A 25,125-nucleotide genomic window follows, 5' to 3' on the forward strand; every position below is an offset into this window, starting at 1 on the left:
TTTAGCTAACTGAACCGCTTTGCTCGTGAAGCGGGAAATCTTCGACATGAACCATCGGCGGTTTCCCGCTTCATTCCACTAGTTCTGACGGTCGGAGCCGATGCCGTCCAGCGATTCACCAGAGCCAAGTGAATTGAATTGCTACAGCTATGCATTGAGAACACCAGTCTCAACTTCTGCGCGACCGCCGTTCGGACCCGGTTCCGAGAATAATCGCGAGACTGCAAGCAGATGGCTTGCTACACAATCTACATAATGTACAATGCGCACGAAATCTGAATGATGAGAGAAATCACCCAAATCCAATGTTAGTCGTTCGTAGCTTGCTCGCTCAGCATCTCCACAACTTCCTGAACACGTTCCTCATCGGCTTCGATACCACGCTCCCGGAGGATCTGGAGGGCGACCTCATCACCGTGGTCCGCAATTACCCGAAGACACGCATCTTGAAACTCTCTTCCCTCAAATTCGGGAACATCAAACATAGAGCACGCAGCAGTTACCGATGATCGCATCCGGGTGACGCCATCCCACGTGTCCTCCCGGACATAGAAGCCGTGCATATCGGTCTCATCAAAGGAGAAGGCCGGTCCACCGGTGGATTCGTCCACATCCTCCTCATCCTGCTCAGGAATGGACTCAGTCTCCGACTCTGTGTCCTCAGGAATTATCTCTTCATCCGGTTGCGGTTCATCCTGGGTGTCAGTACGTTCGTCGTCATCCGATTCGACTCCTTCCTCCGTTTGTTTGAGCTGTTCAGCGACATCCCCGAAACGGTCGTCCTCATTAGGCATGGCTGTGTTCCTCCACGAGATCCGCTAAGTGGTCGAAATTCGGGATCTGGTCGCAATCTTCGTCGAACTCCGAGACCGGCATTCCTTGCTTGAACGCGCGAGAAATCGCGGTCCGTTCGCGAATCCCTGGCTTCGGAATACTATCGATGGTGCGTCCCGAATCATCGAGGGCATCGAAGATTTCCGGGTCCACACGAGCGTACTCGGGGACGAATGAACCGAACTCCCGGTTGAGATTTTCAACGAGAGTCCGATGCTCGTTGCGTTGTCCCATTGTTTCGCGAATCATATTCGGAGTGACTGCGAGGATATCCAACCCGATATTCTGCCGGATTGGGGAGATCTGGCGTTCAATCATCTTATTGAGGCCGTTGATCGAGCCAGCACGCGGGATTAGCGGGATTATTACGCGCTGGACGGCGATGAGGGCGTTGTCGGAGAGTTTCCCACGGCCGCCTGCGGCATCAATTATCACGTAGTCGTATCCGTTTTGAATGAGCGGATCGACAACGTTCCGCCGAAGCTTCACGTCTGCGAACCGTTCGTCCTTCAGTCTCGTCTCGACGTTCTCGAGCTCGTTACTCGACGGGAGGAGGTGAACGCCGAAGTCCGTCTCGATAAGCAGGTCTTCGGGGTCCTCACCATCGATAAGGGCGTCACCGAGGTTCGCATCTCGGTCGTACGCATCGTCGTATCCCAACTGGGTCGTCATGTGCCCGTCCTTATCCAGATCCAATAGTACCGTCTCATGGCCACGAGCAGCGAGTCGATCAGCGATGTTGAGCGCAATCGTGGATTTCCCTACCCCTCCCTTGAGCAACGAGACAGCTGCTCCGGGGAGCCCTTCAAACTCGTCAGCACTCATAGCTCAGCACCCCCGTGAGAAGTGGATTTTGTACATTTTGTAGGTAATGTACATTGGGTGGATATTGATGGTTGCGTGAGTTTTGTCGATAATGTAAGTTTCGCACTGGTCATACGCGGTCAATGAAGCTCGTCCACCTTAATTCTGTGTCAGACAGATTGCGTACGCCATCTACACAATCTACATTTTGTACATTACGTAGATTGTTGGCACAATCTCAATTGTTATAATCACCGTCGGCCCTACGCAATCTACATAATTTAGATTATCAGCATTTCATACGTATTCATCGCAATCTTTGCCACCCACACAAACCAATTGAAGAAGCCCAATTTGCATTATCTACATTTTCCACATTATGCAGATTGGCTATGAGATCTACATTCTTCAGTCATTCAATGGGAGAGTCCTGAGTGATAGAACTCAGACAGAGCCGTTCTACCCCGTCCTCTAGTAAGACTTTTAACTGTTACCGAATTATTGGTAACCACCAGATGTATGAGGTTCTCGACGACACCGCGGCGCAGGTCATCCTCACCATCGAGAGTGGTGACTCCATCCGCCGTGTCGCCCAACACCTCCACACGCCCTACGAGACAGTGAGACAGGCCGTCAATCGGCTGGAAGACGCAGGCTACGTTTCCTATGACGACGGCCTCACTGTCGTCGACGAGCGCGTGAGGGACGCAGCACGAGAGCTCGTCGCTGCCAGCGCCGGCGTCAGTCCACCATCCATCGAGGAGGCCTACGTCATCCCGCAGTTCGGTGACTGGCCGTTCGCATTCACACGGATCGACGCCGTCTACGTGTGGACCCAGGGCGGCTACCAGGTCGGTCGCGAGCCCAACGACTATCCACTGTTTCTGGCCGTCCGTGAGGAGGACGTCGACGCTTGGGAGGTGTTTTTCGAGTCGTTCGACCTCCCAACCGCATTCGAACGACAGCCCCGTCACGAGCTGGACGGAGCGCTACAGATCGTCCTCGAGCCAGGGCCGTCCCTCGACATCGAGCACGTCGAGGGGTACCCGGTGATACCGAGAGCAGAGACGATCGAGTATATGCGTGAGAACTACGCCCAGTTCCAGTCGGCGCTCGCGATGCTCGACCGGATGTACGAGGACCTCGACCTCGGCGTCACGTATCGAGAGACCGGACGGGCACAGCCATGAGCTTCAACAACCGAAGTGACGCGCTCATCGAACTGCTCGAGGAGCTCACCCAAGAGGGCCACGAGTACGTTCTCGTCGGCGGGTACGCTGTCTCAGCGTTCAATGCTCGCTTCTCCACGGATCTCGATATCGTCGTCGCGCCGGACTCCAAAGCTGACTTCGTCGAATTCCTCGAACGTCGGAACTTCGAGGAAACGGACAGCCATGCCAAGGAGTGGTTCTACGATACAGAGGTGATCGAGTACGAAAAGCGGCTCACGCCGCAACAGCCGATCGGCTTCGACCTCTTGGTGAACGGACTCGGGTGTCGTCAGACCGAGGCACAGTGGTCGTTCGACTACCTGTACGACCACAGCCACCAACAGGAGGTGAGCGGAGGCACAGTGACGACGACAGCCAGAGTGATCGATGGGGCCGTCCTCGTGGCGGCAAAGCTCCACAGCGGCCGCGAAACGGACCTTCGTGACGTCCTAGCAGTGGCAGAAGAAATCGATCTCGACGCTGTCACACCCCACCTGCGGCGAGGGGACGACGGTGCGCTACGGGAGCAGCTTGAGCGTGGTCTGGAGATCTTGGAGAGCGACGAACTCAAGCACGGATTTCGGAGTGACTTCGGGGCCTCAGCTGTCTCAGAAGAAACGGTCACCGCTCTCCAAGAGTATCTGTCTGCACAGATTGACCACCTGAGCTGAATCGGTCGGGACTCCCTTGACCAGAAGTGAAGATAAGGCCCTTCAGCGGTGCTTGCAGTCAGTCAAAAAATTGGAGGGGTGGTTGTCAGTCGACCGTCGCTAACACACGGACATCCGTAGCTGAGTGTCGTTCCCGTTCAGTACGAGCACCGTGCTCGCGGAGGAACTCATCAATGCGGTCGGCAAGAGCCTCCGCATCCTCCCTATCGACGTGGACGATTAGCGTCGGACGCTCCTCGTCGCTGTTCTCAATCACGAGCGAGACATCCTTGAATTCGTCCGGCTGTCTATACGCCTCGAACTCATCGGCGACCTGGTTGGCCAGGTCGTCGAGTACCTCAATCGGTTCCTTTGTCATAGATTGTATTTCGGCTTTGGAGGGTTGTGCCATCGCGAGCGCGTGAAGAAAACGTGACTTTCAGAACCACCTCCATCAGACAAACGCGAACGGAGCCTTCTCACACCGATGGTTTACCGAGAAGAAGACCGATCCACAGAAGGGGCAACAGGTTAGAGTGCTCGCGGATCGCTATCGACAATGCTCGCAAACGCGACGTTCTCCTGAACTTGTTCGATTTCGACTGTTGGCTCGTCGCCGGGCTGAGCGCCGGGAACGATCACGACGTACCCCCGTTCGACTTTCGCAATACCGTCTCCTTGATCACCGACGGTTTCGATTGTCACGTCGCGCACTTCTCCCTCATCAACAGGAGGACCAGATGAATCATGGCTCGTGCTCCCCTGAGAGGCGGAATGCCGTGGGGCCTGTGGGGATGTTGATTCAGCTTCGGAGGAGGAATCAAGGAGAGCGATGCGATACGTTTCATCACCGGTCAGCGCCCCGTGCTTGATCTCACTCGGAGGAATCTCGATGACGAAAGTGCCATCCTCCTCCTTAATTTTCGCAGTGAAAAGCGAACACAGGGAGTCTGATATTTCTACCATAACTGGGTTTGATACTGGATACAATTAATCGGTCTCTTTGAGAAGGAGCGAACTGGATCAGCTGTCCTCAGCTGGTTCTTCCCAAGGAATGTCTCGCTTGTGGACTACAGCGAGCTTCGAGTCGTCATCATCTTCCATTGCACTGAGACCACGCTGGACGAGAGTGTGAACCTGTCCAGCAGACTCCGGGAACGAAAATTGGTCATCCTCCGCGTCAGCACGGAGTTCCAGATAATGGAGGTACAACCTGAACCTCGTATCTGCTCCGATAGGCCACCAAATCGTCCCTATCTGCTCATCTACCTGAGTGTCCCAATGCTCTATGAGTTCACTGATATCGTCGACGAGCTCCTCCCCAGAGGTGCGAAGGCGGAGGGAGTATTCCCGATCCCGCTCCATATCTTCGATTATATCCTGAAGGAAAGGCTCAGCCTCCAAGGCGGTAGGTGAGGTCTGATCCGCTTCTAGAAGGTGTTCTAACGCCCGAATTTCTTCACGCCGAGCGGCTACAGCGTATGCGACATTGTACTTGTCCTCGGGGAAGATTTCGTGCTGACTCGGTTGCTGTGCCTGAGGGTCAGTGTCCCCAGTGGATGAGCTAAATAAGGTCTCAAAGAGTCCCATACGCTTCGTCCGGAGGGCACCCATAAGTACTTCCTGTCATATCAGACGGCAATTCTGGCGGCTGTGAACCGATTCACCTTGCCACTCGAAGAAGAAGCGGATTATCTTTGTATCGACAGACAGCGATGGATATGGTAGCAACACGAGAGAGGGCCCTTAGCGAACGCGAGTTCGAACTACTGTTAGAAGGTGCTGGGCGAATAGATGATACACAACAGAGACTCGAAACACGAGCGGCCATTCTCCTTGGAGGCCGTCTTGGACTTAGACCAGGAGAAACAACGCACTTGTCGAAATCGTGGGTTGACCTAGAGCGGCAGATGATCCAGATTCCCACACAGGAAAACTGTACGAAGGGACGGGATGGTGGCATCTGTGGATACTGCCGGCAGGCGGTGAAACAACGGCTAGATCACAATCCCAATACGGATTTTCAGAGCTTTGCTGAGCGTTATTGGCTCCCGAAAACAGAAGCCGCATCTCGAACAGTTCCGTACCACTTTTCGTATCGGGTTCGAGTTGCGGTTGAATTGTTACTCGACGAACATAGTGGCTGGCCGTATTCGTTCTCGACCTTACAGCGACGTCTAGAGACGGCCCTGAAATTGTCTCCAGAATTGTCTAACGACGCAACTTCATTACATGGATTACGTGCCACAGCAGCGTCGTACCATGCAGGAAGAGGCTTGGATCTTCCCGCACTCCGAGCAATGTTCGGGTGGGAGGACATCACGACCGCACGTCAATATCTAAATGTCGATGGAGCTATGACCCGACGAGCGCTGGACAGTATTCATCAGTAAATCTGAAGCCACTGATAATCAGGAACCAGGCGTAGCGCTATTTCAGTAATTACTCCATCGGGCCTACATCTCCAAGATAAGTGTATTTCTCAGCGACCTTCTCGAAGTACGCTTCCGTCATAATTCGAGGATTCGACACCCGATGGAAGTCATCAAGGACGAACTGCATTTCCTCCTCATCCAGCCCATATGCGTGGAACACGGCCGCGTCGACTTCGGCTTGTAGTTCACGCCGGGTCTCCATATCCGTCGCCGGATCAATCCCACCGAGTCGCTCACGCATTTTAGCAAACTCCTCACCGTAACAGTTGAGCTTCGCCGCACGATCAGCGATGTAGTGGAACCAGTTGTCGCCGTCAGTGAGTCGGGGCGCCTGTGACTCCTCAAACTTGTACTTAGAGGCGTGGGAATCAACCTTTGTCCGCATTAAGAAATCGAAGGGGATGCTGTTGATCAGCCCAAGCGCGACGAAAAGCTCCTTATCGGTGAAAACACGGTCGTAAGCACTGTGAATCGGGAATTCCGAAAGATCACCCTTGGTAGGGTTCGCCTCAAATGGCCGGACCGTGTACAGCGTATGGACGACCACTCCACCGGGTGGGATTACAGCCGCAATGAGCGTCCGTTCGTCAGTTGCACGAGCGACCTCACGGAGCACAAGTCGATACTCAGAGCTATGGAGACGGACGTCTTCCAAGGAAAGTTCTAGACGGTCGAATTCCTCGGTTAGCAATCGATTGACGAAACGCTTCTGGGAACTTGACGGGAGATGGCTGAACTCAGGGTCATCATTGAACTTGTTGTAGATAGCCTTCTTGAGGCTGATTGCCTCGTCCCGGGCACGGAAGTTCTTCTCTCGAACGCGACGCTTCGCGCTCAACTCCTCGTTATCCTCATCGACACTCCACAAAGAAACTGGTTCAAGGTCGTCGACGTAGGTCGACTCATAACAGAATTGGTGGATATTCTTTCCCTGATAGACCGGATAATCCCCTTTGGATTCGTCGTCGATGAATCTATCTCGGTCTCGTCCCCGATCCAGTTCCTTGTACAGGACCGTACGCCAAGCACCTTCAATTTCGGTCGCCAATGGAGGTGTTTGGAGAATTTTATCCAGCACTGAGACCTCCTGTTGATCCTCGATATTTGGGAATATCCGAGCACCGGGAGAATACTCCTTGAGGATGCGTGCGGGGATCTCCAGAGCTACATCATCAATCGACCGAAGGGTATCAACAGAGGTCTGATGGAAGATACCGTTAACAGTGTCAGTATTCCCGGAATTCCGGAATGTTACTATTCCGAAATTATACTGACCGTGGATGTCATTGAAGGTCCCATTGTTCTCGAATCCAATTATATGCTGAACCGTCGACTCCTCGAGCATATGGACTCGCAAATCCTTCCCAGCGGCAGCATTGAAAAACGGACCAGGAAGCAGCTGTGAAACATACCCACCATCTCTGACGATATCATAGACTCGCTCAAAGAACAGTAGCGACAGGTCGTTCGTCCGTGCAACCTGTTGCCCTTCTACGCTTGGCGTCTGGTACTCGTATTCTCCACTCTGGTTGATATAGGTCGCTTGGCGTTCCTTGTCACGCTGGAATTCCTCCCATTCAGAAGCGATTTCAGGGGTCTCTAAAAGCTCCTCTACCTTCTTGTCCTTCTCACTTGGCGGGCGGCTACGAAACTCAGTATCGTACTTTGGGAAGAAATCCGTCCGATATGGCTTCAGTTCATCCCACGGGGGGTTTCCAATGATGACATCAAAGCCGCCTTCTCGATAGACTGTCGCGAACTCAAGCACCCAATGAAACGGTGAGAATTCCTCTAATTCCCCAAGAGAAACATCCTCGTCAGCGAGTTCGTTGAACTGATCGCGGATTTTCTCATTAAGCTCCTCACTGTGGGAGTCGATTTTTCGCTCAGCCATTTTACGAGCGTTCTGCGCTTCACGGGCTGAATCCGCCGCCCGATGACGGTCCTGTTCCCGAATGACATCCTCATAGAGGTCCTTGACCGCAGTCCCGACACCCCAATTCGAGAGTGACGCGTCGCCGGCATCCTCCCGTGCGACTTCTTGGAGTTCAGTGAATCCAATCAGCGAGTTGCCCTGACGGATGTTGAAATCAATATTCGGGAGTGGTTCGACCTCGTTCGGTTCGTCCTCGATATCAGCGACCATCGACAGCCACAAGCGTAGTTTGCAGATCTCGACTGCTCCGTCCTCGATATCGACCCCGTAGAGATTGTTGAGGATGATAGACCGCTTTGCGAAAAGTGATATCCCTCCATGCCCTCCTTCAATACTCTCTAATTCCTCGCGACTACGACTCTCCAGCTCCCAGCCTTGTCCTTCAGCTTCGAGCCGCTGGAAATACTCAATGCATTGTATGTATAGGTCCATCAGAACCTCCTGTGCGGCGAGCAGGAAGGCGCCACTTCCAACGGCGGGGTCGAGAACGTGTGCTTCCTTCAGAATATCGTGGTAGAGATTCTCCACATGGCTGGTCTGAACGTTTTCCGTTGGAACTTGCTGAGTTATGGTTCCGCCATCGGCAACAGCTTCTGTGGTAGTATCTGCCTCGGGCACGGGGAAGCCGAACACGTTGTCGATCTCGTCGTAGTCCGCGCCCACAGCCTCGTTGAGCTGATCGAGAAGATACGGATGGATTGTCCGCCTGGCCATGAACCCCGTGATCTCTTCGGGTGTGTAGTACGCTCCCATCTCCTTCTGATTGACCGTTTGCTCGAAGATGTGACCCAGAATCGCTGGGGAGAGGTTCTTGGGATCGACGATATCGAGTCGTTCGTCGACGTTCCAGTTCCAATCGGAGAGGAAGTCGAGGATATCGTCGAAGAGCTCGTTTGTTTCCTCGGCAGAGCCGCCTAACTTCACGTTCTGGAACTCCTCTTCGACAGGGTTCCTTGCGAATAAGCCACCGTTCAGGTACGGAAGACTACCGAAGTCAGGATTCTGCTTGTCTTCTGCCAAGTATTTGAAGAAAAGCGGTTCGTAGAACTCTTCGTAGTGGTCACCACCCTGGTCAACGACTTCATTCGGCTGTTCGTGAAGGTAATTCGGGTTCCGATCAAGGAGGCGCTTTTCTTGGATGAAGTATAGGAAGATCATCCGGTCAAGAATGACCTGCACATATCGTTGCTTCGCATCACCACGATCGTCGGGAATGCCCGTGACCTCTTGAATGAGATCTGTCCGGAGTTCCTCGAACTGTTCATAGAACTCCTTGACGACCTGCTGCGTGTCGTATAGCGTATCATAAATCGCAGCAGCAGAACCGTACTCAATCGAGTTCAGTTTCTGGAGAATAGTGTTCTTCTCTCCGCTGTCCCTCGTGAACTGTTCCTTCGAGAACGAAATCTTCTGATGCTTAATTCGACCGTGCTGCTGCCCCTCCCAGCTCCGAACTCGCGTGATGAAGGTAAAATTCTCGAAATCGTTGGTGGCAACGAGGTTGGTGTGTCGTGAGCGATTTTCCGGTTTGAAATCTGTGGCTGTCTCGCCGGGGCCCGCATTGACAATAACGATGAATTCGTCATCATCAAGCTGGACTACGAGTTCGTTGTCGTCACCTAGTTTCGGGCGTGGTTTGAGCCCGCGCTTTTCAAATGAGTTCGCGATATCCCGTAGAGAGTCCCAGCCCGCAATATCGGATGCGGTGATTTGCTGGAGAGTCATACCACCTGAAACTTGCTTTACTCATATGAAAATGATGGATATGAGGGTGACTTTCGACTGAATTGGCCAATACACTTGTTAGGTACAACACGAGAAGCAACTCGTATTTCACCGACATCCGCAGAACAAGTCGAAAACGGCCAACAGCGACACGCTCAGTTGATACAATGCATTGAGTATTTCCAGCGGCTCGAAGCTGAAGGACAAGGCTGGGAGTTAGAATCTAGAACGCGAGAAGAGATAGAGGAAATCGAGTCAGGAAAAGGCAGCCCATCACTGTACGCAAAGCGAACGGCCATCATCAACAACTTGTACGGAGTCGATATTGACGAAGGGGCTGTTGAGATTTGTAAGCTCAGACTCTGGTTGTCGATGGTCGCTGATATCGAGGATGAGCCGAGCGAGGTGGAGCCGCTCCCCAACATCGATTTCAACGTACGGCAGGGGAACAGTCTAATCGGCCAACTCGATACGGACATCGAGAGTAACGAAGATGGAGACAGCGATCTCGATTCTTGGGAGGTGAAAACCCGTTTTGATGACGTGAAAGAGGCCATCAAGAAACACAAGATAGCTGAGACCAGTGTTGAAGCCCAGGAATGGCGGAAAGAGGCAGAAGACAGAATAGAGGAACACCGAGACAAATTTGACGAAATCCTTCGGCGAGAATTCCAAGACGCTGGCTTTGACGACATAACGATCGAGGAAATTCGGGAGTGGGTCCCCTTCCACTGGCCGCTAGAGTTCGCCGACGTCTTCGAGAAAGGTGGATTCGACGTGTTCATCGGGAATCCACCGTGGGACATGCTCTACGCGAATCGCGACGACTTCTTCATCCGCTACGATGAGCAGTTCCGTACCTATCCGTCAGAGGAAAAGGACGGTGTGATGGAAGACCTCCTTTCGAACCCTGAAGTCGCCTGGGATTGGGAGGACTACAAGGACTCGATGGAGACTCAAGCAGATTTCTTCACACAGGGAGATGTCTATAAGCTCCAATCTCCGGTGGTGGGCGGTCGGACGATGCCGACAAAGAACGAGCTATCCGCTCTATTTCTAGAGCGAGTCTTCAGACTCTCTAGAGACGGCGTGAAGGTGAGTCTGCTCCTCCCCGGCACGATCTTCGGGGGAGTGATGGGGAAAGACCTGCGGACACATTTACTGGACCACACAGACATAGAGAATCTCATCGGATTCGAAAATAAGGGAATCTTTGAGCAGATACACCGGCAGTACCGATTTGCAATTCTGACGTTTGAGTATGGTGGAAAAACCAGTCGACTCCGAGGTATTTTCAATCAACGGAGCATGGACGTAGTCTACAATATCCAAGATGTGGCCGCAGAAATCCCGCGTGAAGTGCTTCTCAATTATTCTCCCGAGGGTAGAATTTTCCCCTCGATCACGTCGCAAGTGGAAGCCGACGTTCTCAGCAAGGTAGTCACCCAACCATCTCTTGATGAGAAAATCGAAGACGCATGGTCAGTGGATATGTTGACGAAGGAGTTCGTTGAGTCCACGGATAAAGACCGATTGCAAAATTCCCCAGATGATGCTGATTATCCAGTATATGGGGGAGCGAACATCCACCAGTTCGAACACGATAACACTCACACTGAGAGTTTGGACAACCCTCGGTACTGGAGTCGGGAGATGTACGATCCACCGAATAGTGCTCAGTACCGTGTTCGAGAGAAGAAGTTCAACAGGGGTAATCTCAAACGGGCGATCTACGACGCCTTTGGAGGTTCAGAGACGAGCAAGTCTCAAGTTCAATTCGTAGATGAACTACTCGAAGAACACCGTGGTCACGGACTCGAAGAAGAGGATGTCCTGCTCGATTGTACTGAATACCGAATCGGCATTCGAGACGTGTCTCGTTCCAGGGACGAGCGGACGATCATAGCGACGGTGCTTCCGAAGGACGTCATCTGTCTCCACACCATTAACACGTTCAAGCCGTTCGCTATTGAGCCTGAAGAGGACCACCTCACAGAGTCCCCACTTCGGTCACCCTACGTCCGGCGATTCACGAATCAAAAACTCTTCGTGGCAACGGGGCTCCTGAACAGCATTGCGTTCGATTTCCTGATGCGGACCAAAGTCGAGACGCACATCGTCAAACGCGAGCTATTGGAATCCCAGCTACCACGCCTCACCGACGGCGATGACTGGTTCCACTACATCGCTGAACGAGCTGCCCGGTTGAACTGTTACGGGGAGGAATTCAAAGAAATGCGTGAGCGCCTCGGTGGAATCGAGGCAGCGACAGGAGATCAAGAACGAAGAGAATTACAGGCTGAAATCGACGCGGCCGCATTCCACGCGTATGGCCTGGAACGTCGTGACGTGAAGTTTGTTCTCGACGACTTCCATCGCGTTGGGAATCCGAAGTTGATGGATGAGATGTACTTCGATCTGGTCTTGGAGAGATATGATCTGCTGGACCAGAAGGGACCGTTACCGTAGTTCCCGCATCACTGTCCGACAACCCCCCAGCATACGAGCTTCGCTTGCACATCACTCTCCCCCATCAGTTTTGTCTGGTATTCAGTGGAGGTTTCGACGTTTTCTTCCAAGAACTCCTCAAGTTGACTGAGGAACTCCACGGTCGGCCACTCTGGGAAGGAGTCGTACTGCTCGTTCTGGCGGAAGATCTCGCGTAGAATTCGGTCTTCATCGGTGTTCGCCAGTTTTACCTCCTGCAACCGCTCTTCGATGTCGTTAGCCCATTCTCCTAGCGTTTCGAACTCTTCGACAGGAGCCGGCTCATCGCCGTAATTCGGCTGAACGTAGCGACTGATGAAATCGAGGATCGTCTCCTGTTCCTTCGAGAAAGCCTCTCCCTGTTTGAAAGCTCCCTCAACCTGGCCTTCTCGAATCACCTCAAGACGCTCGTCAAGTACTGCTTGAATCTCCTCACGGTTCGACAACACCGTATCTGGGTTTCCGGTGATCGGTTCGCCGTCAACTGAAGGGTCGATGTTGAGCGTGCTCACGGGCCGCTCTTTGACCTCGTCAGCGAAGGGCTTGTAGTAGAAAGCACGACGGACGCGTCCAAGCGGGGACTCGTGGTCATCATCGTCGAACCAGAGGTGGGCAAGGGCGAACACGCCCGGCCGTGGACCGGCATCGTGGTCAGTTACATTCGTGTAGAGGAATTCTCGTTCTTCGGGCGGGTCATCGAAGAAGTCCTCAGCGTACTCGAAGTCTTCCGCAGTCAGGTCATAATCCTCGTTCAGTTCTCGCTTTAGAAGGTACCGCTCGAACGCAGCGTGTTCATTACTCCCAGCATTGCGGAGAAGTGGATTCTTGCTCGTGTCGTCGAGTTCATTCACGTCGTCAATTTCACGGGACTTCTGGAGAGAGTCCTCAATCTCGTCCACCTGTAATTCCCCGATTGTCTTCTCCGTGTCTACACCTGTCTTTTCGAGAATCTGGTCTTCGTTCGGATCGAGGATGTTGTTCTCCTTCCCGACGATGAGCGCGATATCGTTGATCTTTGCCTGCAGGCGTTTCAGGAGCTTGATCGCCGCCTCGATGTCGCCGTCCGGGTAGAAGTTGTGAACGTGTTTCTCGGCGGTACTCCCGATCCGGTCGACCCGCCCGACACGCTGGACAATCCGCATCGGGTTCCATGGCAGGTCGTAATTGACCACAACATGAACGTCCTGAAGATTAACCCCTTCACTCAGCGTGTCAGTGGCCACTACGTACTGTAGCTCTGAGTCCTCCGACTCGGCGAGCGTTTGCTGGTAGCCTGACGCCTCGGGAGCAAAGCGTTGAATGATGTCCTGTTTATTTTCGTCGCCACCCTTGACGACGGCACTGTTCGCCTCTGTGAGTGGGGAATCCTCGTTGTCACAAAGGGTTCTATAGACGTAGTCTGCAGTTGCCCGATACTGCGTGAAGATGAGCACCTTCTGATCGTGATTAGTGAGGACATCTGCAAGTCGGTCGATCTTCGGGTCGCGGAACTCGCGGAGTGAAAAGACGGCCTCGTAAAAGTCGCGTGTGGCAGGGTCAACTTCACTCAGGTCACAATTCGGGTAGAGAATCGGATTCATCTCTTCTTCAGGAATATCGGGGAGGACACCAGCGTCGTGGTCAGCGAGCCATTGACGCGTGGAAACCGCATAATCGCTCACATCACCCGCATCACGGGCGACATCACCGATGAACTGCGAGAGGAAGTACGAGAGAAGGGTGAGGTCCTCCCTGATGTACGTCTTCACCTCGCCGATGGTGGCGTCTGCCAGTTCATCTCCCTCGGTATCAGCTCCTTCTTCCGATTGAATAGCGGTGGTATCGAAACCAAATTCTTCGAGTGTTTGTTCGAGATCTTCAGCAGCGTCGGCTCCTTCGACAAAGTCACCGAGTTCAGAGTCATCCCCTTCCCGAACAGTTCGGAGCATATCGATGTCTTCGTCCTCGGGAAGTTCACCAAGAAGGCCGAGAAGCTGGCGTTCGCTCTGATGTAGCGTCTCGATCGACTGGACGAACGCGTACGTTGAGGACTCGAGCCGTTTGAGGAGGTTCAGCTTGTAGAGAGCTTTCAGCGTGCTCCCTGCTTTCGGGTTTTTGACTGTGATGTGGGGTAGGTGGAGGGCGTCCATCACGTCGGGAAGCATCCGATATATTGGTTGGTAGGCCGCCGGCAGGGAGTACTGTTGCTTGTTGAGTTTCGGCGGCTTGAAGCTCATCTCGAAGTCTTCGCTGTCCTGTATCTGGTCTTTGACGTGCTTGCGCGTTCGGAGAACCATCACTTCGTTAAGGATATTCGATATCTCAGAGGAGTGTCGCTGGAGCTGCTCGGTGATTTCTTGCTGTTCGTCGTCGCCGACCTCCTCTTTCCCGGATGCGATGCGTTTTCGCGTCTCCGAGAGTTCGATATATTCGTCGAACGCATCAAAGTCGAGTGACGCCTTGTTCCGAAGTTCCTCCGGGCTGGTGAACAAGCTGATGAGGTTCTTTAGGTCGGTAGCGCTGTTATTGATCGGGGTCGCGGTCAGCATAATCATCGTCTTTCCGCGGAGTTGCCTGAGATTCGCGTGTCGTCGCGTCCCCTTGTAGTCATCATCGTGGTCCGGATTCGGTCGCCACTTCCCGTAGTTCCGGAACCGATGAGCCTCGTCGATAAGCAGGACGTCGAACTCGTCTTTGAGGTCCTGCACCTCGTCGTAGGAGAGATTCTGGAACTTGCTGATACTCATCACGTCAAGGTGCGTGCCGTCTACCTCTAACCCGAAGTACGGATTGCCGTCTTCGTCAGTGTCGTTCTGGAGTAGGTCTTCCCACTGATCAGTCAGGTTGGCCGGGACAATGAGGAGACAGTGGTCGCCACGTTGGCGGTAGTCGTGGAGGAGTTCACCGCCAATAAATGATTTTCCCAGGCCGACCGAGTCGGAGACGATGCACCCGTTGAACTGGGAGAGCTTCTCCTTTGCACTCTCGTACCCGAGCTTCTGGAAGTAGTACAGTGGGCTGTCACGGATGTTGACGTTCCCACTCAGTTCGTCGTAGGCGAGCAGCTTGTAGAGCTCGAACGGTTCGAGATACGTGCCCAGCTCCTCAGATGACGTCTCCTGGTCAGACTCGTCCTCCTGCTGTTCCTTCCAGTCCTGGTACTCCTCGCTGTTCTCGATGATTCGGATGATCTCCTCACTGAACTCCTCGGCGTTGGCCCACTGGTTGTCGTACCACTCCTCGAACGCTTCGGCCTTGTGTCGATCCTGACTCGTGAGGTTCAGTTCGATGTTGTTCTGGTGGCCGCTCTTGGTGAAGTTCGAGGAGCCGACAACTGTAGCGCATGGGCGGGTGTCTTCATCCTCGTCTTGTCCCCAATCTTCGTCGTCTTCGAGTGGTGCTCGAAATGATGCACCCTTTGCGTGGAAGTAACCGTTTTCAGGATTTCGCACACGGACGCTCACCTCGCCTTCGGCGATAAAGTCTCGTAGCCGGTCTAGTCGCCCGATCTGAGCGTTATTCAGCTCCGAGATGCTTTCTCTCACCTCTCTTTTGAGCTCCTCTTTGAGATTCTGCCCCTCACCGATTTCGTCAGCAGTTCCCCTATTCGTCTGACGACCCATCAAGATCCGAAGTGGAGCGTGGCCGAGTTCCTCGGGGTCAGCCAGATTTTCAAGGTCTTCCCGGTAGAGGTCGAATCCTGAGAGATAAAAGTATCCAGTTGCGATACGGCCTTCCTCGATCTGGGGAATAATCCGCTTGTAAGCGTCTTCTAGTGTTCTATTGGCGTTATCGACAAGCGGAGGAAGCGAGAGCATCGTAATGCCGAGATGTATTCAGTACGCTAACTTAGTGTTTAGTGACCTCCCTACAGAGGTGGCACCAGACAATAGTCAATCAAACTGGCCGAAGATCCCGCCAGCGGACGTCAACGGTGTCACCATTGGCGATTTCAACCCGGAAAAGATAGCCTTCTCGTTGATCACCAGTCACAGTTCCTGCATCGTCTGAGAGGATCTCAACGATTGTTCCTCGACGTCCATGGAGACGCTCGTGATCTGGATCTGTCACGTCCGGGATATCGATTCGGACCGTGTCTCCAATATCGAATCGTTTCATAGTAGGTGTCATCAGCTCTGAATCCAGAATAGCCCTATCGAACCAGCCATAACGGTCGCACCGGTTATTAGCCCGACTGCCGTCGGAGACGGCAGAGAATAGCCTGCACCCGTGAGCAAAGGAGTTAGAATGAACCCGCCAGCGTATCCTCCGACAGTAAGATATCCAGCGGCAAGGAGACGGACAAACCACTGTTCGACAATCGTATGCGAGCGGTGATCTGGGTCGTCATCCGGTCGGGGCTCAACGATTTCCGGATCGGGCTTTTCCCGCTTGAGGTATCGCCATTCATCAAGATACACTCGGACAGGAAGGGCAGACTCGATTTGGTTGAGAATAGCATATCGGGCCTTGTTCAGCCGGCGATACGACTGTAAACTCTGATACCAAAAGTAACAGATCAGACTTCCAAATCCAGAGGCGAATAGAACGATTGCTGCACTCGTAGTCGTCAAATTTCCTCTGGCGAGAGCGAAGAGTCCGGCTAGTATCGACGTCAAAATCAAGCCGAAAAATCGGTTCATCTGAACCCGCTGATTCGCAGTCTCGATTGCCACCTCCCCATAGTGGATGTATTGATCCATCAAGCGATCCGTCTCTTCGTCGTTCAGATTCGTTAACGGCCCATTCTCTACGGCATTGGGCTCGGCCGGTTCGGCCGGATCTCCCCCAGTAACCTCTTCGGGGTGTTCCGGCTCTGTTTCAGGCGTGTCTTTGTCCTCGGTATTTTCGCCAAGATTTGCATTATTCGGCTCGCTCTCGTCAGTTGATTCAGACATATTCCGCTAAGGTGTCGGCGAATGATGCTTTGCGCCATTCTAAGAATAGGAGACCGTCGAAACAGTTCAGATCCAAACGCTGTTCGGTCGCCATTACGCTTTCTGCGTAGTACCCGTACTGATTGATGAGCGCCTTATCACGCTCTGGCCGTCTGGGTGAAGATCGTATACAGCCATCCCCCTGCATTGGGCCATACTCGTCCGAGGGTAGATTATGCATGCTTCGCGATGGCGTTCACGATAGACTTCTGCCGCCAACCGACGATCTCATTGGCTTCCTCCTTTACCACTACTGGAAGCCGCTCGTTCCCGTTCGGTCGCACACCGATAATGGGTTTCTCGAAATGGTCAGCCATCTCAATCTCCTCCTCAATCCACTCGCTGTGCGAGACGTACATCCCAGCGACGACGACGACCACATTTGCCTGCCCAACCTGCTGATAGAGCTGCTGACGAAGATCATTCTTATCTTCAAACTCCATCGGATCGTCCTCTGGGACACTGAAGTTCTGCCAGTCCAGCCGATTTTCATCATCGAGGAACTCCTCAATACGTTCACGCTCTTCGGAGTACTTCCACGAGTGACTCACAAACACCCGATACGGCCGATCTTCCAGAGGGAGACGCGGCTGCGTCGACGTGCCGGTCTCATCTGTTGTTGAACCAGATGAAACTAGGCCACCAAGTCCTTGAGCGCCCTTGTATGTGAAATAGCCTGCCACAGCAGCAGCGATAATGAGTTCAGGGGCGTCGTGCCAAAGGTAACGAAGTGGATCGTCGTGTGGATCATGATCAACTTGTCCACCTTTCCAGTCGGCATATCCGGCGAGGAGGTCTTTTCCGAGATCGACGACATCGGTGTTTTGTTGGTTCGTGGTTGGAACGGATGTCGTATCGGAGCCTCCAGTAGTATCCTCGAACAGGCCAGCAAACGGATCGTCTTCCCCGTTTGATTTGATAAGGGCATTCACGTCAAGGCTTCCGGTGGGGCTTTGCACCTCGACGGTCGGCACGTTGGTGACAGGGTCGTTTTCGTTGGGTGTCACAGGCGATACATCGCAATTTGGATATTTAAACCCAAGGGGATATTTGCTATTCAGGCATCGAAGCCCGACAGCGCTCAACCCCGCCGTTCATCGAGGACGTCCAGCGGGACTGTCTCGACCGGCTCGATACCACGCGGTCACCGGACGCGGTGCTCGGACGGCTCGAACGAGCAATCGACGAACTGCAGGCGGGCAACGTAGCAGTAGAGCGGCTCGTCGAGCGGAATCGTGTCTCCAAGCCCTTGGAAGGCTACTCACAGAATACACAGAACGTGGCCGCCTTGAAGCGAGCCCGCGAGAAGGAACTTGCAGTCCACCCGGGCCAGGATATCGAATACGTGGTCGTCGACGACGAGAAATCCTCGCGAGACCGGGTCGCCCCCGCCCACGAGGAGATCAAGACCTACGACGCCTCGTACTACGAGACGCAGCTGGTTCGAGCGATTGAGAGCGTGCTGTTGCCGCTGGGGTGGGATCGTACAGATATTCGACGGAGACTCGCGGAGACACGGGAGGTGGAGCTGACGGAGTTTACAGCAGCCCGGAACGGATGAGTAGTCTCAATTCTCTTCTGAGGTGAGCAAAATCACAAGTTGGCGACGAGGTCGATCCCATTCACACTCCGGGGGGTCCTGCTCTCTGGAACACCCCCCGGAGTGTGAATGGAGGCAAATCAATCACACCGAGGGTGGACAACCTATATGTGAATGGGGCGAATTGGTCCGCTCATGCCAAACAACGATTCCACACAAACCACCGTCGACGAGATATTAAATGTCGACGAAGGGGATAGCGAAGATGAATCGGATATTTTTGAGAAACCGTGGTTGCTCGAGATCGATAACGTTCCTGACGCCAATCGAATTGTCGGGCGAGACGACCATATCACGTTCTTGGCCAAGAATCTCCGAAAGATACGGACAAACAGCGTCCCGGATAACGTCCTGGAGTGGGGAGAAACCGGGACGGGGAAGACACTAGTTGCAAGACACGTCTGCGAGCGGCTTGAAGCAGCAACTGCAGGAACGGACTCCCCCATCGTTACTGCCTACATTAACCCAGACCCCATCTCTACGTATACCTCCACCTTCCGAAAGATCGCAGAGCAGGTGAACGCGAAAGCAGAGAACCCACTTGATGTCCCTTATCAGGGCCTCTCAGCCGAGCATTATCGGGATCAGAAATTGTGGCCCGTTGTTCAGCGGGAGTTTTCTGGCGGTCTTGTCGTCATTATCGATGAAATCGACAAGCACGGAGAAGTGAACGAAGTCCTCTACACGCTATCACGGTCACAATCAAAAGACGACGTTGACTTCCCAGTCCTTACAATCGGGATTTCGAACGACATCGAATTCAAAGGCGAAATTGAGTCACGGGTTCAATCGACTCTCCAGCCAGAACACCGAACGTTCACACCGTACGAAGAAGACCAGCTCATTGCAATCCTCGAAAATCGACGGGACGCATTTTACGACGGTGTCCTCGATGACGAGGTAATTCCAACCACAGCTGAACTCGCAGCTGAAGAACACGGTGACGCTCGACGGGCAGTCCGATTGTTCCGAAATGCGGGCGAGATCGCCGACGAAGAAGGCGACGATATCGTGACAGCGAATCACGTTCTCGAAGCTGACGAACTCGTCGAAGTTGAGCTCTTCATGGAGATGGTGAAAGGGACTCCGTTGTCCGGGAAATTACTCCTGTTTGCTCTCACGCGTCTTGACCGGAATAACCCGGAGAAAGAATGGTTCCGGACGTCAGAGATTCACGAGGTTTACCAAACAGTAGCACGGGACGTCGAAGTAGAGCCCAAGGGATACAATCGTGCGCTTGAGCTTCTGAACAAGCACGTGACGACAGGAGTTCTCGAATCGAAAAAGAAGGAAGGCGGAGATCAGGGGAAGTTCAGGTCGTATTCCCTCCAAGGAGACGTTGAGAGTACGCGAACTGGACTGATCAACTCAACGCCGGAACTCCAGACGTTGATGGGATGGTGACACCCCCACCCCTCGGTGTGAATGGTCCCCCATAGGATACGACGGTTGTAGAGATAGTGCGGGAGTCGAGGAAGCAGGCTCGTTCCTCTGAACAACCTGGTACGGCACGAAGAGCGGCTTACACGTTCTGCCACGGTAACTGCCCCGATCCGCTACTGCACCGCACCGCAGCTGTAGTTATCTTTATTATACTACAGTCTAAACAGCTCTCCGACTAGAAGTATTCTAAAAGGCGAGGCCTTGTGCCGAAGCCGAAGGTTCGCCACTGAGGCGAGAACCCTCCCTACGGCGTGAGGACTTCTGCTGTTAAGGGCTTCTTAATCGCGTTACCCTGGGTGGTGGACCATTCACACTGAGGGGTGTGGGGGTAAACGAGGCGTAATCTATCCGCGTGTTGCTCTATCTTCTCTCGGCGTGAAGTCTCGTTAGAGAGTGGCGGTTAGTAGCCCATTCACACCGAGGGGTGTCGGGTAAACCGATCCCATTCACACTCTGGGGGGTGTCATCTGCTACGCTACGAATCACGTTGAGACGAACATCAGGCTACAGTTCCATCTCGTCTACTCGTCGGGATTCACCGGCCCTTTGTACTTCGACGTCACCGAATCGCCTTCTCGCCACTGCCAGTAGTAGTAGCGGTTGTCGTTGATCTCCTTGATCGTGATCGTCGCCTTCGCCGGCACGTCGTCTGGGAGGTCATTGGGGCGCTCCTCGACGTCGGCGTCGTCAGCTTCCTCCTCGAGACGAGCTTCCCGCTCTTTGTGTTCGGCCAACGCCTCGGCGTAGCTGGCAACATCCCGAAGATGCTCCGGTGTGGCTTCATTGAGCGTGTTGACGATCTCCGTTGGGAGGTTCGCCGGTGGGGTCGGGGGTTCGTAGGACATCGGCTACTCTCGTGTTAACCAACACGGACTCTCTACCCATAGTTTTGTTGGTTAAGACGATGGGGCAAGCTCTTGTTCCTCTCTGTCTGTAACACTACTCGAAACTTCTTTATATACAAGTTTCGTACTATGTTACACCGTGCTCCGGCGCATCGAACTCGAGGTCCTCGCCACGGTCGACCGCGGCGACACGATCTCCAAACTCGCGACGAAACTCGACCACAGCGAGAGCTACCTCTCTCGTGCCGTCGGCGACCTCGTTGAGAAAGGGCTCGTCTACACGGAACGCGATGGCCGGCGAAAACGAGTCGTCCCGTCGGATGCTCGCGCCGTCGAACTCTATCGGGACCTCGTCCGCCAGCACTCCCACATCGAGTTCACCGAGCTGCTGACCGGCAAGGCACTCGAGGTGCTGTACTACCTCGACCAGCCGCGAACCGTCTCCGAGATCGCCGACCGGAGCGACAACTACCGCAACACGGTCAACCGTGTCCTCAAACAGTTTCGTGACCGTGGGCTTGTCGGGACCGTCGACGGGCACTACGAGTTCAACGCCGACTTCGACCGCCTCCACGAGTTCGCCCGTGAACTCGCACACCATCTACATCGTCAACGCCTCGAAGCCGTCGCCCCGACGGGCACGATTCTCTGGGAGGACTACGACGAATTCCTCGCCCAGGCCGAGACGGAGATCGACGCGGAGGCGTTCCACGAAACCGGCCTCGCTCGATTCGCAGCCTTCGACCTCCAGTTCCTGCTCACCAGCCACCGCTACTACGTCTACTCCGAGGATCTCGACGCAGTCTCGCCGGCGGAGCTCTGCTGTCACACGCTGCTGATCGACGACGGCAGCCGTCACCGCTCGTATTGTCTCCTCCTGCTCAGCTACGTCGATGTCGACGAGGAGGACCTCCGAGAGCAGGCGGCGAAGTATGACCTTGAAGACGAAATCGACGCCTTGCTGCACTACCTCGAGGCGCACGGCGAGGTCGACGACGACCGGCTCCCGGAGTGGGACGAGTTTCAGGAACTGGCGGCTGACTACGAGGTGGAACTCCCACAATGAGACCAACATTCGGACGCGAGTACATCGAGAACGAATTCCAGCGAATCGGGGACGGGCTATCTGAACCGCTCACGGTCTACCTGATCGGTGGTGGCGCGATGTCGCTGCGCGACCTCAAGGGGGCGACGAAAGACATCGACCTGGTCGTCCCAGATGGCGACGCGTACGGCCAGCTGTGGGCCGTCCTGATGGACCTCGGGTATGCGGAGGTTCAATCGCTGGATCCAGATTACCGGGCGCTGGGGGCGACGAGCTGCGTCGAGAACGACGAGGGGTGTCGCCTCGACATCTTCAACCAGCAGGTCGCGAACAAGCTCGTGCTCACCGACGGGATGCAAGAGCGTAGCGAGCCGTTCCTCGACACGGATCGACTGACGGTTCGGCTGGTCAGCAACGAGGATATCTTCCTGTTCAAGGCGATCGCAGGCCGCGATGACGACATCGAGGACATGAATATGCTCGTGCAGGCCAGCCTCGAATACGACGTCGTCCGGGCTGAACTCGAAGCCCAGATCGAACGCCTGGGGGACGATCAGTTCGCCACGTTCGCGAACGAGGCCCTGGTCGAACTCGAGGAGCGGTACGGGGTGACCACGCCGATCGAGGCCCGCGTCCAGGAACTCACGAACAGGTACTACCGGGGGCTCGAAGTCCTCCAAGCACTCGACGAGCCGATGACCGTCGACGGACTGGCCGCCGAACTGGAGCTGGATACCGACGAAGTTCACGACCGGATTGCGTATCTCTCAACGTTCGACCGGGTCCGTCGGGCTGGCGACACAGTTCGTCCCGCGGAGTAGTCCGGTCACGACTACGGGGAGGGAAGGCAGCCGTCTGGTCGGGGTACACGGCCCCGTTTGATCTCGTGATCGACGCGACGCAGGTGCTTGCAGCCGCCCTCGGGTGAGCGCTGCTGCCAGTCGGGACAGGTACACGATTCGTCGATGACGTCGACTTCGTACCGGTTCCCGGACGCGGACTGCACCTCGTAGCGGCCACCTTTCGAGAGGAGCGAGACGTCCATCGCTTCGGCGACAGCACGCTTCGTGCGGGGCTCGAGATCGTCCTGTGACTCTGCGTTCTCGTCGACGACCAGTCGGTCGCGAACGTCGCCCGTTCGACCCCCGTCCGGAGCGACGGCTTCCGCAGGGCCACTGAGCCGCTCGTGGAGCAGTTCCTCCACCGGATGGCCTTCCGGCCACAGGTAGTGGACCTCGCGGCGCTCGCGATGGTCGTAGGAGCCGCACGCGGCTGCGCACCCAGTCCAGACGCGCCAGGCACCGAGCGCGGCCATCACGTCGACGATGTCGCGGGGAACCGTCTGGTGGTCGTCCGGGAAGAACACCCGGAAGCGGGTACACGCCACCTGCGGCGGGACGATCCCCCACCAGTCTTCGCTGGAGCCCCAGCTGTCGTACATCGCGTCGTCGCTCCCGTAGCCGACGGTCACGCCGTCGATCGGCGTCCAGTCTGCTGGGAGGTGTTCCGACTCGCCTTCGAGCACCCGGAGGACAGCGTATCGGAGGTACTCGTGGGCTTGGTTGTCTGTCGTTCGAGCGACCTGGTCATGCTGCTCGGCAACGTGCTCGGCTTCCTCTAGAACCGTCGTGAGATCGGGTTCAGTCATCATTCGACGGAGGTCAGAACGCGCCTCCGGCCCTCGGCGGGCGCAGAAAAACTTCCAGAAACTGGAAGCCAATGTTGACATAGAGAATTGATCTGGCTCACTTAGCCGTCTGGCTTGGTGCCTTTTGAGAACGAAATTTAATGTGCCACTAGTTACTACATAACACACAAGATGATTCGGGGACTTATCGCGTTTGTGGCATCGCTGTTTACTGAGGCTGTGAAGTTCGCAAAATGGCCATTTAACCCGACCAACGGCAGGGGACAGTACGTCACACCTTCAAACCGCCATTTCCTGACGGGGAAGGCGAATTTCTTGGTGACGGTTGCGTACCGACTGGGTCAAGCAGGGGTGAATTTTGGAAAGGCGCTGGTATTTGATGTGTTGGCTCCACTAGTTGATGCGATAATTAGGATGGCGAGCGACCTCTACCATTCAAATCCAAATTATACTCGAATGGCACTTCGCGGGGGTTTCTCTGCAGTTCAAACGACTTTCGCGATAGGAGCTGCTGGTTTGATGCTACTCGTAGGACTGTTCCGCAAGTGAAGCGCGAGGGTTACTCTTCGAGGACGTCGATGAGTTCCTCTGCCGTCCGACTGATCCGTCCGAGCCGCTCGCGAATGACCTCGGGATCGTCCGACTCCCACGCAGCGAGGTAGAACGCCGATCCGCTCGTGTCGAGCCCGCAGTACCGCCCGACGACGTACGCGACGGCTTCGGCCTCGACTTCGCGTTTCGACCGTTCGGTGTCGTCGTCGACGTCGAAGTGGAGCAGGGCGTGGGCGTACTCGTGAATCAGCGTCCGCGCGAGGTCGGCCTCATTCTCCCGATCGCGCACCTCGACGAGCGGCTGGACGTCGACGAGGCTCAGCTGTTCGCAGATGCCCTTCGCCTCGCCGTGGGTCCACTCCTCGGCTGGAACGATCCGCACCGTCACGCCGAGGTCGTCAGCGGCGACAGTCAACTGTTCGACGAGGTCGCCGGCGTCCCCGGTCGCTTCAGTGTCTAGGTCGGGAAGCGGCTCGCCCTCGGTCTGGGAGACGTCGAACACCGGCGCAGGCTTGAATCCGATCAGGCCTTCGGACCACTCCTCGGGCGGCGTCTCATCGTAGTCACAGTCGCTGTCCTCATGGTAGCTCGGTGAATTCTCGCACTCCGGGCACTGCTTGGAGATGATAGGTGCCCAGATCCAGATGGCCGACTCACCCTCCGTGACGTGGCGGTCGAACTCCTCCTGCCACGTCCGGTAGCCCGCCACCCGGCTCGCCTCGGGACACTGCCGCTTGATAAGGAGCGTGTTCCGGTAGGAGTAGTCGTGGAAACGACTCTGGACATCGAGCCACTCTTGGAACTCTTCGCTGGCCTGCGCGTCGTCGACGCCGGCGACGAGGTCGTCGATCCACTGTTCGATGGTACTGTTCATCTCGTCTGATCGCGTGTCGGTCTGGTCGAAGGAGACCGACGAGTCACTAGTCGTAGCCATTGTGTTCACCGAATCAAGTTCACGGCGACTGCGTCTGTTCAGACCGCCCCGCACCCCTCA

At 54.9% G+C, this 25,125-nt stretch carries 21 protein-coding genes and 1 pseudogene; 9 read left to right on the forward strand and 13 right to left on the reverse strand.

The window, feature by feature from the left end; all coding sequences use genetic code 11:
* Positions 1-308: 308 nt before the first annotated feature.
* Positions 309-794: a DUF7970 domain-containing protein gene (locus EGH23_RS16630; protein ID WP_220581119.1), complete on the reverse strand. Its 486-nt coding sequence runs from the start codon at positions 792-794 to the stop codon at positions 309-311.
* On the reverse strand, positions 787-1,659 hold the full coding sequence (locus EGH23_RS16635) for a ParA family protein (RefSeq protein ID WP_004594451.1): 873 nt from the start codon (positions 1,657-1,659) through the stop codon (positions 787-789). The genes EGH23_RS16630 and EGH23_RS16635 overlap by 8 nt, the downstream gene beginning before the upstream one ends.
* 494 nt (positions 1,660-2,153) lie before the next feature.
* Between EGH23_RS16635 and EGH23_RS16640 the strand changes: the two genes are divergently transcribed.
* Together EGH23_RS16640 and EGH23_RS16645 are read left to right on the forward strand one after the other, a co-directional pair.
* Positions 2,154-2,828 carry a helix-turn-helix domain-containing protein gene (locus tag EGH23_RS16640; RefSeq protein ID WP_220581120.1) on the forward strand — a complete coding sequence of 225 codons (675 nt, stop codon included), beginning with the start codon at positions 2,154-2,156 and terminating at the stop codon, positions 2,826-2,828.
* A complete protein-coding gene (locus tag EGH23_RS16645) occupies positions 2,825-3,520 on the forward strand; it encodes a hypothetical protein (RefSeq protein ID WP_220581121.1) in 696 nt (231 codons plus the stop codon). The genes EGH23_RS16640 and EGH23_RS16645 overlap by 4 nt, the downstream gene beginning before the upstream one ends.
* A gap of 85 nt (positions 3,521-3,605) precedes the next feature.
* On the opposite strand, the gene EGH23_RS16650 is transcribed toward EGH23_RS16645, so the two are convergent.
* The 3 genes from EGH23_RS16650 to EGH23_RS16660 all read right to left on the reverse strand — a co-directional run bounded on the left by EGH23_RS16650 (position 3,606) and on the right by EGH23_RS16660 (position 5,089).
* Positions 3,606-3,878, reverse strand: a complete 273-nt coding sequence (locus EGH23_RS16650; RefSeq protein ID WP_220581122.1) for a hypothetical protein — start codon at positions 3,876-3,878, stop codon at positions 3,606-3,608.
* 152 nt (positions 3,879-4,030) lie between these two features.
* On the reverse strand, positions 4,031-4,465 hold the full coding sequence (locus EGH23_RS16655) for a TRAM domain-containing protein (protein ID WP_220581123.1): 435 nt from the start codon (positions 4,463-4,465) through the stop codon (positions 4,031-4,033).
* A gap of 57 nt (positions 4,466-4,522) precedes the next feature.
* The gene (locus EGH23_RS16660; protein WP_236044891.1) at positions 4,523-5,089 is read right to left on the reverse strand and encodes a hypothetical protein; all 567 of its coding nucleotides are present in this window, start codon (positions 5,087-5,089) and stop codon (positions 4,523-4,525) included.
* A 131-nt stretch (positions 5,090-5,220) separates the two neighbouring features.
* On the opposite strand from EGH23_RS16660, the gene EGH23_RS16665 reads away from it, so the two are divergent.
* Positions 5,221-5,892, forward strand: a complete 672-nt coding sequence (locus EGH23_RS16665; protein WP_084777746.1) for a site-specific integrase — start codon at positions 5,221-5,223, stop codon at positions 5,890-5,892.
* A gap of 49 nt (positions 5,893-5,941) precedes the next feature.
* On the opposite strand, the gene EGH23_RS26415 is transcribed toward EGH23_RS16665, so the two are convergent.
* Positions 5,942-9,595 (reverse strand): Eco57I restriction-modification methylase domain-containing protein, encoded by a 3,654-nt coding sequence (locus EGH23_RS26415; protein ID WP_236044892.1) that lies wholly within the window; start codon positions 9,593-9,595, stop codon positions 5,942-5,944.
* A gap of 309 nt (positions 9,596-9,904) precedes the next feature.
* On the opposite strand from EGH23_RS26415, the gene EGH23_RS16675 reads away from it, so the two are divergent.
* Positions 9,905-12,064 (forward strand): Eco57I restriction-modification methylase domain-containing protein, encoded by a 2,160-nt coding sequence (locus EGH23_RS16675; protein WP_425433241.1) that lies wholly within the window; start codon positions 9,905-9,907, stop codon positions 12,062-12,064.
* Positions 12,065-12,072: 8 nt separating this feature from the next.
* Here EGH23_RS16675 and EGH23_RS16680 read toward each other — a convergent pair whose 3' ends face one another.
* The 4 genes from EGH23_RS16680 to EGH23_RS26420 all read right to left on the reverse strand — a co-directional run bounded on the left by EGH23_RS16680 (position 12,073) and on the right by EGH23_RS26420 (position 18,005).
* On the reverse strand, positions 12,073-15,879 hold the full coding sequence (locus EGH23_RS16680) for a helicase-related protein (protein WP_220581125.1): 3,807 nt from the start codon (positions 15,877-15,879) through the stop codon (positions 12,073-12,075).
* A gap of 79 nt (positions 15,880-15,958) precedes the next feature.
* A complete protein-coding gene (locus EGH23_RS27225) occupies positions 15,959-16,180 on the reverse strand; it encodes a DUF8139 family protein (RefSeq protein ID WP_071401626.1) in 222 nt (73 codons plus the stop codon).
* A gap of 11 nt (positions 16,181-16,191) precedes the next feature.
* Complete coding sequence (locus EGH23_RS16685) at positions 16,192-16,959, reverse strand: RipA family octameric membrane protein (protein ID WP_220581126.1); 768 nt, start codon at positions 16,957-16,959, stop codon at positions 16,192-16,194.
* Positions 16,960-17,171: 212 nt separating this feature from the next.
* On the reverse strand, positions 17,172-18,005 hold the full coding sequence (locus tag EGH23_RS26420) for a TIR domain-containing protein (protein WP_218055062.1): 834 nt from the start codon (positions 18,003-18,005) through the stop codon (positions 17,172-17,174).
* A gap of 38 nt (positions 18,006-18,043) precedes the next feature.
* Between EGH23_RS26420 and EGH23_RS16695 the strand changes: the two are divergent.
* Together EGH23_RS16695 and EGH23_RS16700 are read left to right on the forward strand one after the other, a co-directional pair.
* A pseudogene (locus EGH23_RS16695) lies at positions 18,044-18,559 on the forward strand (DNA polymerase domain-containing protein); the annotation flags it as partial.
* 174 nt (positions 18,560-18,733) lie between these two features.
* A complete protein-coding gene (locus EGH23_RS16700; protein ID WP_220581127.1) occupies positions 18,734-20,002 on the forward strand; it encodes an orc1/cdc6 family replication initiation protein in 1,269 nt (422 codons plus the stop codon).
* Positions 20,003-20,562: 560 nt separating this feature from the next.
* Here the strand turns inward: EGH23_RS16700 and EGH23_RS16705 are convergent.
* Complete coding sequence (locus EGH23_RS16705) at positions 20,563-20,886, reverse strand: DUF6788 family protein (RefSeq protein WP_220581128.1); 324 nt, start codon at positions 20,884-20,886, stop codon at positions 20,563-20,565.
* A 139-nt stretch (positions 20,887-21,025) separates the two neighbouring features.
* Here EGH23_RS16705 and EGH23_RS16710 point away from each other — a divergent pair, with 139 nt between their 5' ends.
* Together EGH23_RS16710 and EGH23_RS16715 are read left to right on the forward strand one after the other, a co-directional pair.
* Positions 21,026-21,952, forward strand: coding sequence for a helix-turn-helix transcriptional regulator (locus tag EGH23_RS16710; protein ID WP_220581129.1), 927 nt, complete (start codon positions 21,026-21,028; stop codon positions 21,950-21,952).
* Positions 21,949-22,752 carry a DUF6036 family nucleotidyltransferase gene (locus tag EGH23_RS16715; protein ID WP_236044895.1) on the forward strand — a complete coding sequence of 268 codons (804 nt, stop codon included), beginning with the start codon at positions 21,949-21,951 and terminating at the stop codon, positions 22,750-22,752. The genes EGH23_RS16710 and EGH23_RS16715 overlap by 4 nt, the downstream gene beginning before the upstream one ends.
* Before the next feature lie 11 nt (positions 22,753-22,763).
* Here EGH23_RS16715 and EGH23_RS16720 read toward each other — a convergent pair whose 3' ends face one another.
* Positions 22,764-23,579, reverse strand: coding sequence for a hypothetical protein (locus EGH23_RS16720; RefSeq protein WP_220581130.1), 816 nt, complete (start codon positions 23,577-23,579; stop codon positions 22,764-22,766).
* 195 nt (positions 23,580-23,774) lie between these two features.
* Here EGH23_RS16720 and EGH23_RS16725 point away from each other — a divergent pair, with 195 nt between their 5' ends.
* Positions 23,775-24,128 carry a hypothetical protein gene (locus EGH23_RS16725; RefSeq protein ID WP_220581131.1) on the forward strand — a complete coding sequence of 118 codons (354 nt, stop codon included), beginning with the start codon at positions 23,775-23,777 and terminating at the stop codon, positions 24,126-24,128.
* 10 nt (positions 24,129-24,138) lie between these two features.
* Here the strand turns inward: EGH23_RS16725 and EGH23_RS16730 are convergent, their stop codons facing one another.
* The gene (locus tag EGH23_RS16730) at positions 24,139-25,065 is read right to left on the reverse strand and encodes an ArdC-like ssDNA-binding domain-containing protein (protein WP_220581132.1); all 927 of its coding nucleotides are present in this window, start codon (positions 25,063-25,065) and stop codon (positions 24,139-24,141) included.
* Between the last annotated feature and the right edge of the window lie 60 nt (positions 25,066-25,125).

This window comes from Haloarcula nitratireducens, from assembly GCF_019599505.1.

What these genes read in the sequence shown, in the direction of transcription:
- EGH23_RS16665 (WP_084777746.1), top strand. Translation starts at nt 5,221, where the DNA reads ATGGTAGCAACACGAGAGAGGGCCCTTAGCGAACGCGAGTTCGAACTA.
- EGH23_RS16680 (WP_220581125.1), bottom strand. Translation starts at nt 15,879, where the DNA reads ATGCTCTCGCTTCCTCCGCTTGTCGATAACGCCAATAGAACACTAGAA.
- EGH23_RS16660 (WP_236044891.1), bottom strand. Translation starts at nt 5,089, where the DNA reads ATGGGACTCTTTGAGACCTTATTTAGCTCATCCACTGGGGACACTGAC.
- EGH23_RS16640 (WP_220581120.1), top strand. Translation starts at nt 2,154, where the DNA reads ATGTATGAGGTTCTCGACGACACCGCGGCGCAGGTCATCCTCACCATC.
- EGH23_RS27225 (WP_071401626.1), bottom strand. Translation starts at nt 16,180, where the DNA reads ATGAAACGATTCGATATTGGAGACACGGTCCGAATCGATATCCCGGAC.
- EGH23_RS16705 (WP_220581128.1), bottom strand. Translation starts at nt 20,886, where the DNA reads ATGTCCTACGAACCCCCGACCCCACCGGCGAACCTCCCAACGGAGATC.
- EGH23_RS26415 (WP_236044892.1), bottom strand. Translation starts at nt 9,595, where the DNA reads ATGACTCTCCAGCAAATCACCGCATCCGATATTGCGGGCTGGGACTCT.
- EGH23_RS16685 (WP_220581126.1), bottom strand. Translation starts at nt 16,959, where the DNA reads ATGTCTGAATCAACTGACGAGAGCGAGCCGAATAATGCAAATCTTGGC.
- EGH23_RS16700 (WP_220581127.1), top strand. Translation starts at nt 18,734, where the DNA reads ATGCCAAACAACGATTCCACACAAACCACCGTCGACGAGATATTAAAT.
- EGH23_RS16655 (WP_220581123.1), bottom strand. Translation starts at nt 4,465, where the DNA reads ATGGTAGAAATATCAGACTCCCTGTGTTCGCTTTTCACTGCGAAAATT.
- EGH23_RS16630 (WP_220581119.1), bottom strand. Translation starts at nt 794, where the DNA reads ATGCCTAATGAGGACGACCGTTTCGGGGATGTCGCTGAACAGCTCAAA.
- EGH23_RS16645 (WP_220581121.1), top strand. Translation starts at nt 2,825, where the DNA reads ATGAGCTTCAACAACCGAAGTGACGCGCTCATCGAACTGCTCGAGGAG.
- EGH23_RS16650 (WP_220581122.1), bottom strand. Translation starts at nt 3,878, where the DNA reads ATGACAAAGGAACCGATTGAGGTACTCGACGACCTGGCCAACCAGGTC.
- EGH23_RS16715 (WP_236044895.1), top strand. Translation starts at nt 21,949, where the DNA reads ATGAGACCAACATTCGGACGCGAGTACATCGAGAACGAATTCCAGCGA.
- EGH23_RS16730 (WP_220581132.1), bottom strand. Translation starts at nt 25,065, where the DNA reads ATGGCTACGACTAGTGACTCGTCGGTCTCCTTCGACCAGACCGACACG.
- EGH23_RS16720 (WP_220581130.1), bottom strand. Translation starts at nt 23,579, where the DNA reads ATGACTGAACCCGATCTCACGACGGTTCTAGAGGAAGCCGAGCACGTT.
- EGH23_RS16635 (WP_004594451.1), bottom strand. Translation starts at nt 1,659, where the DNA reads ATGAGTGCTGACGAGTTTGAAGGGCTCCCCGGAGCAGCTGTCTCGTTG.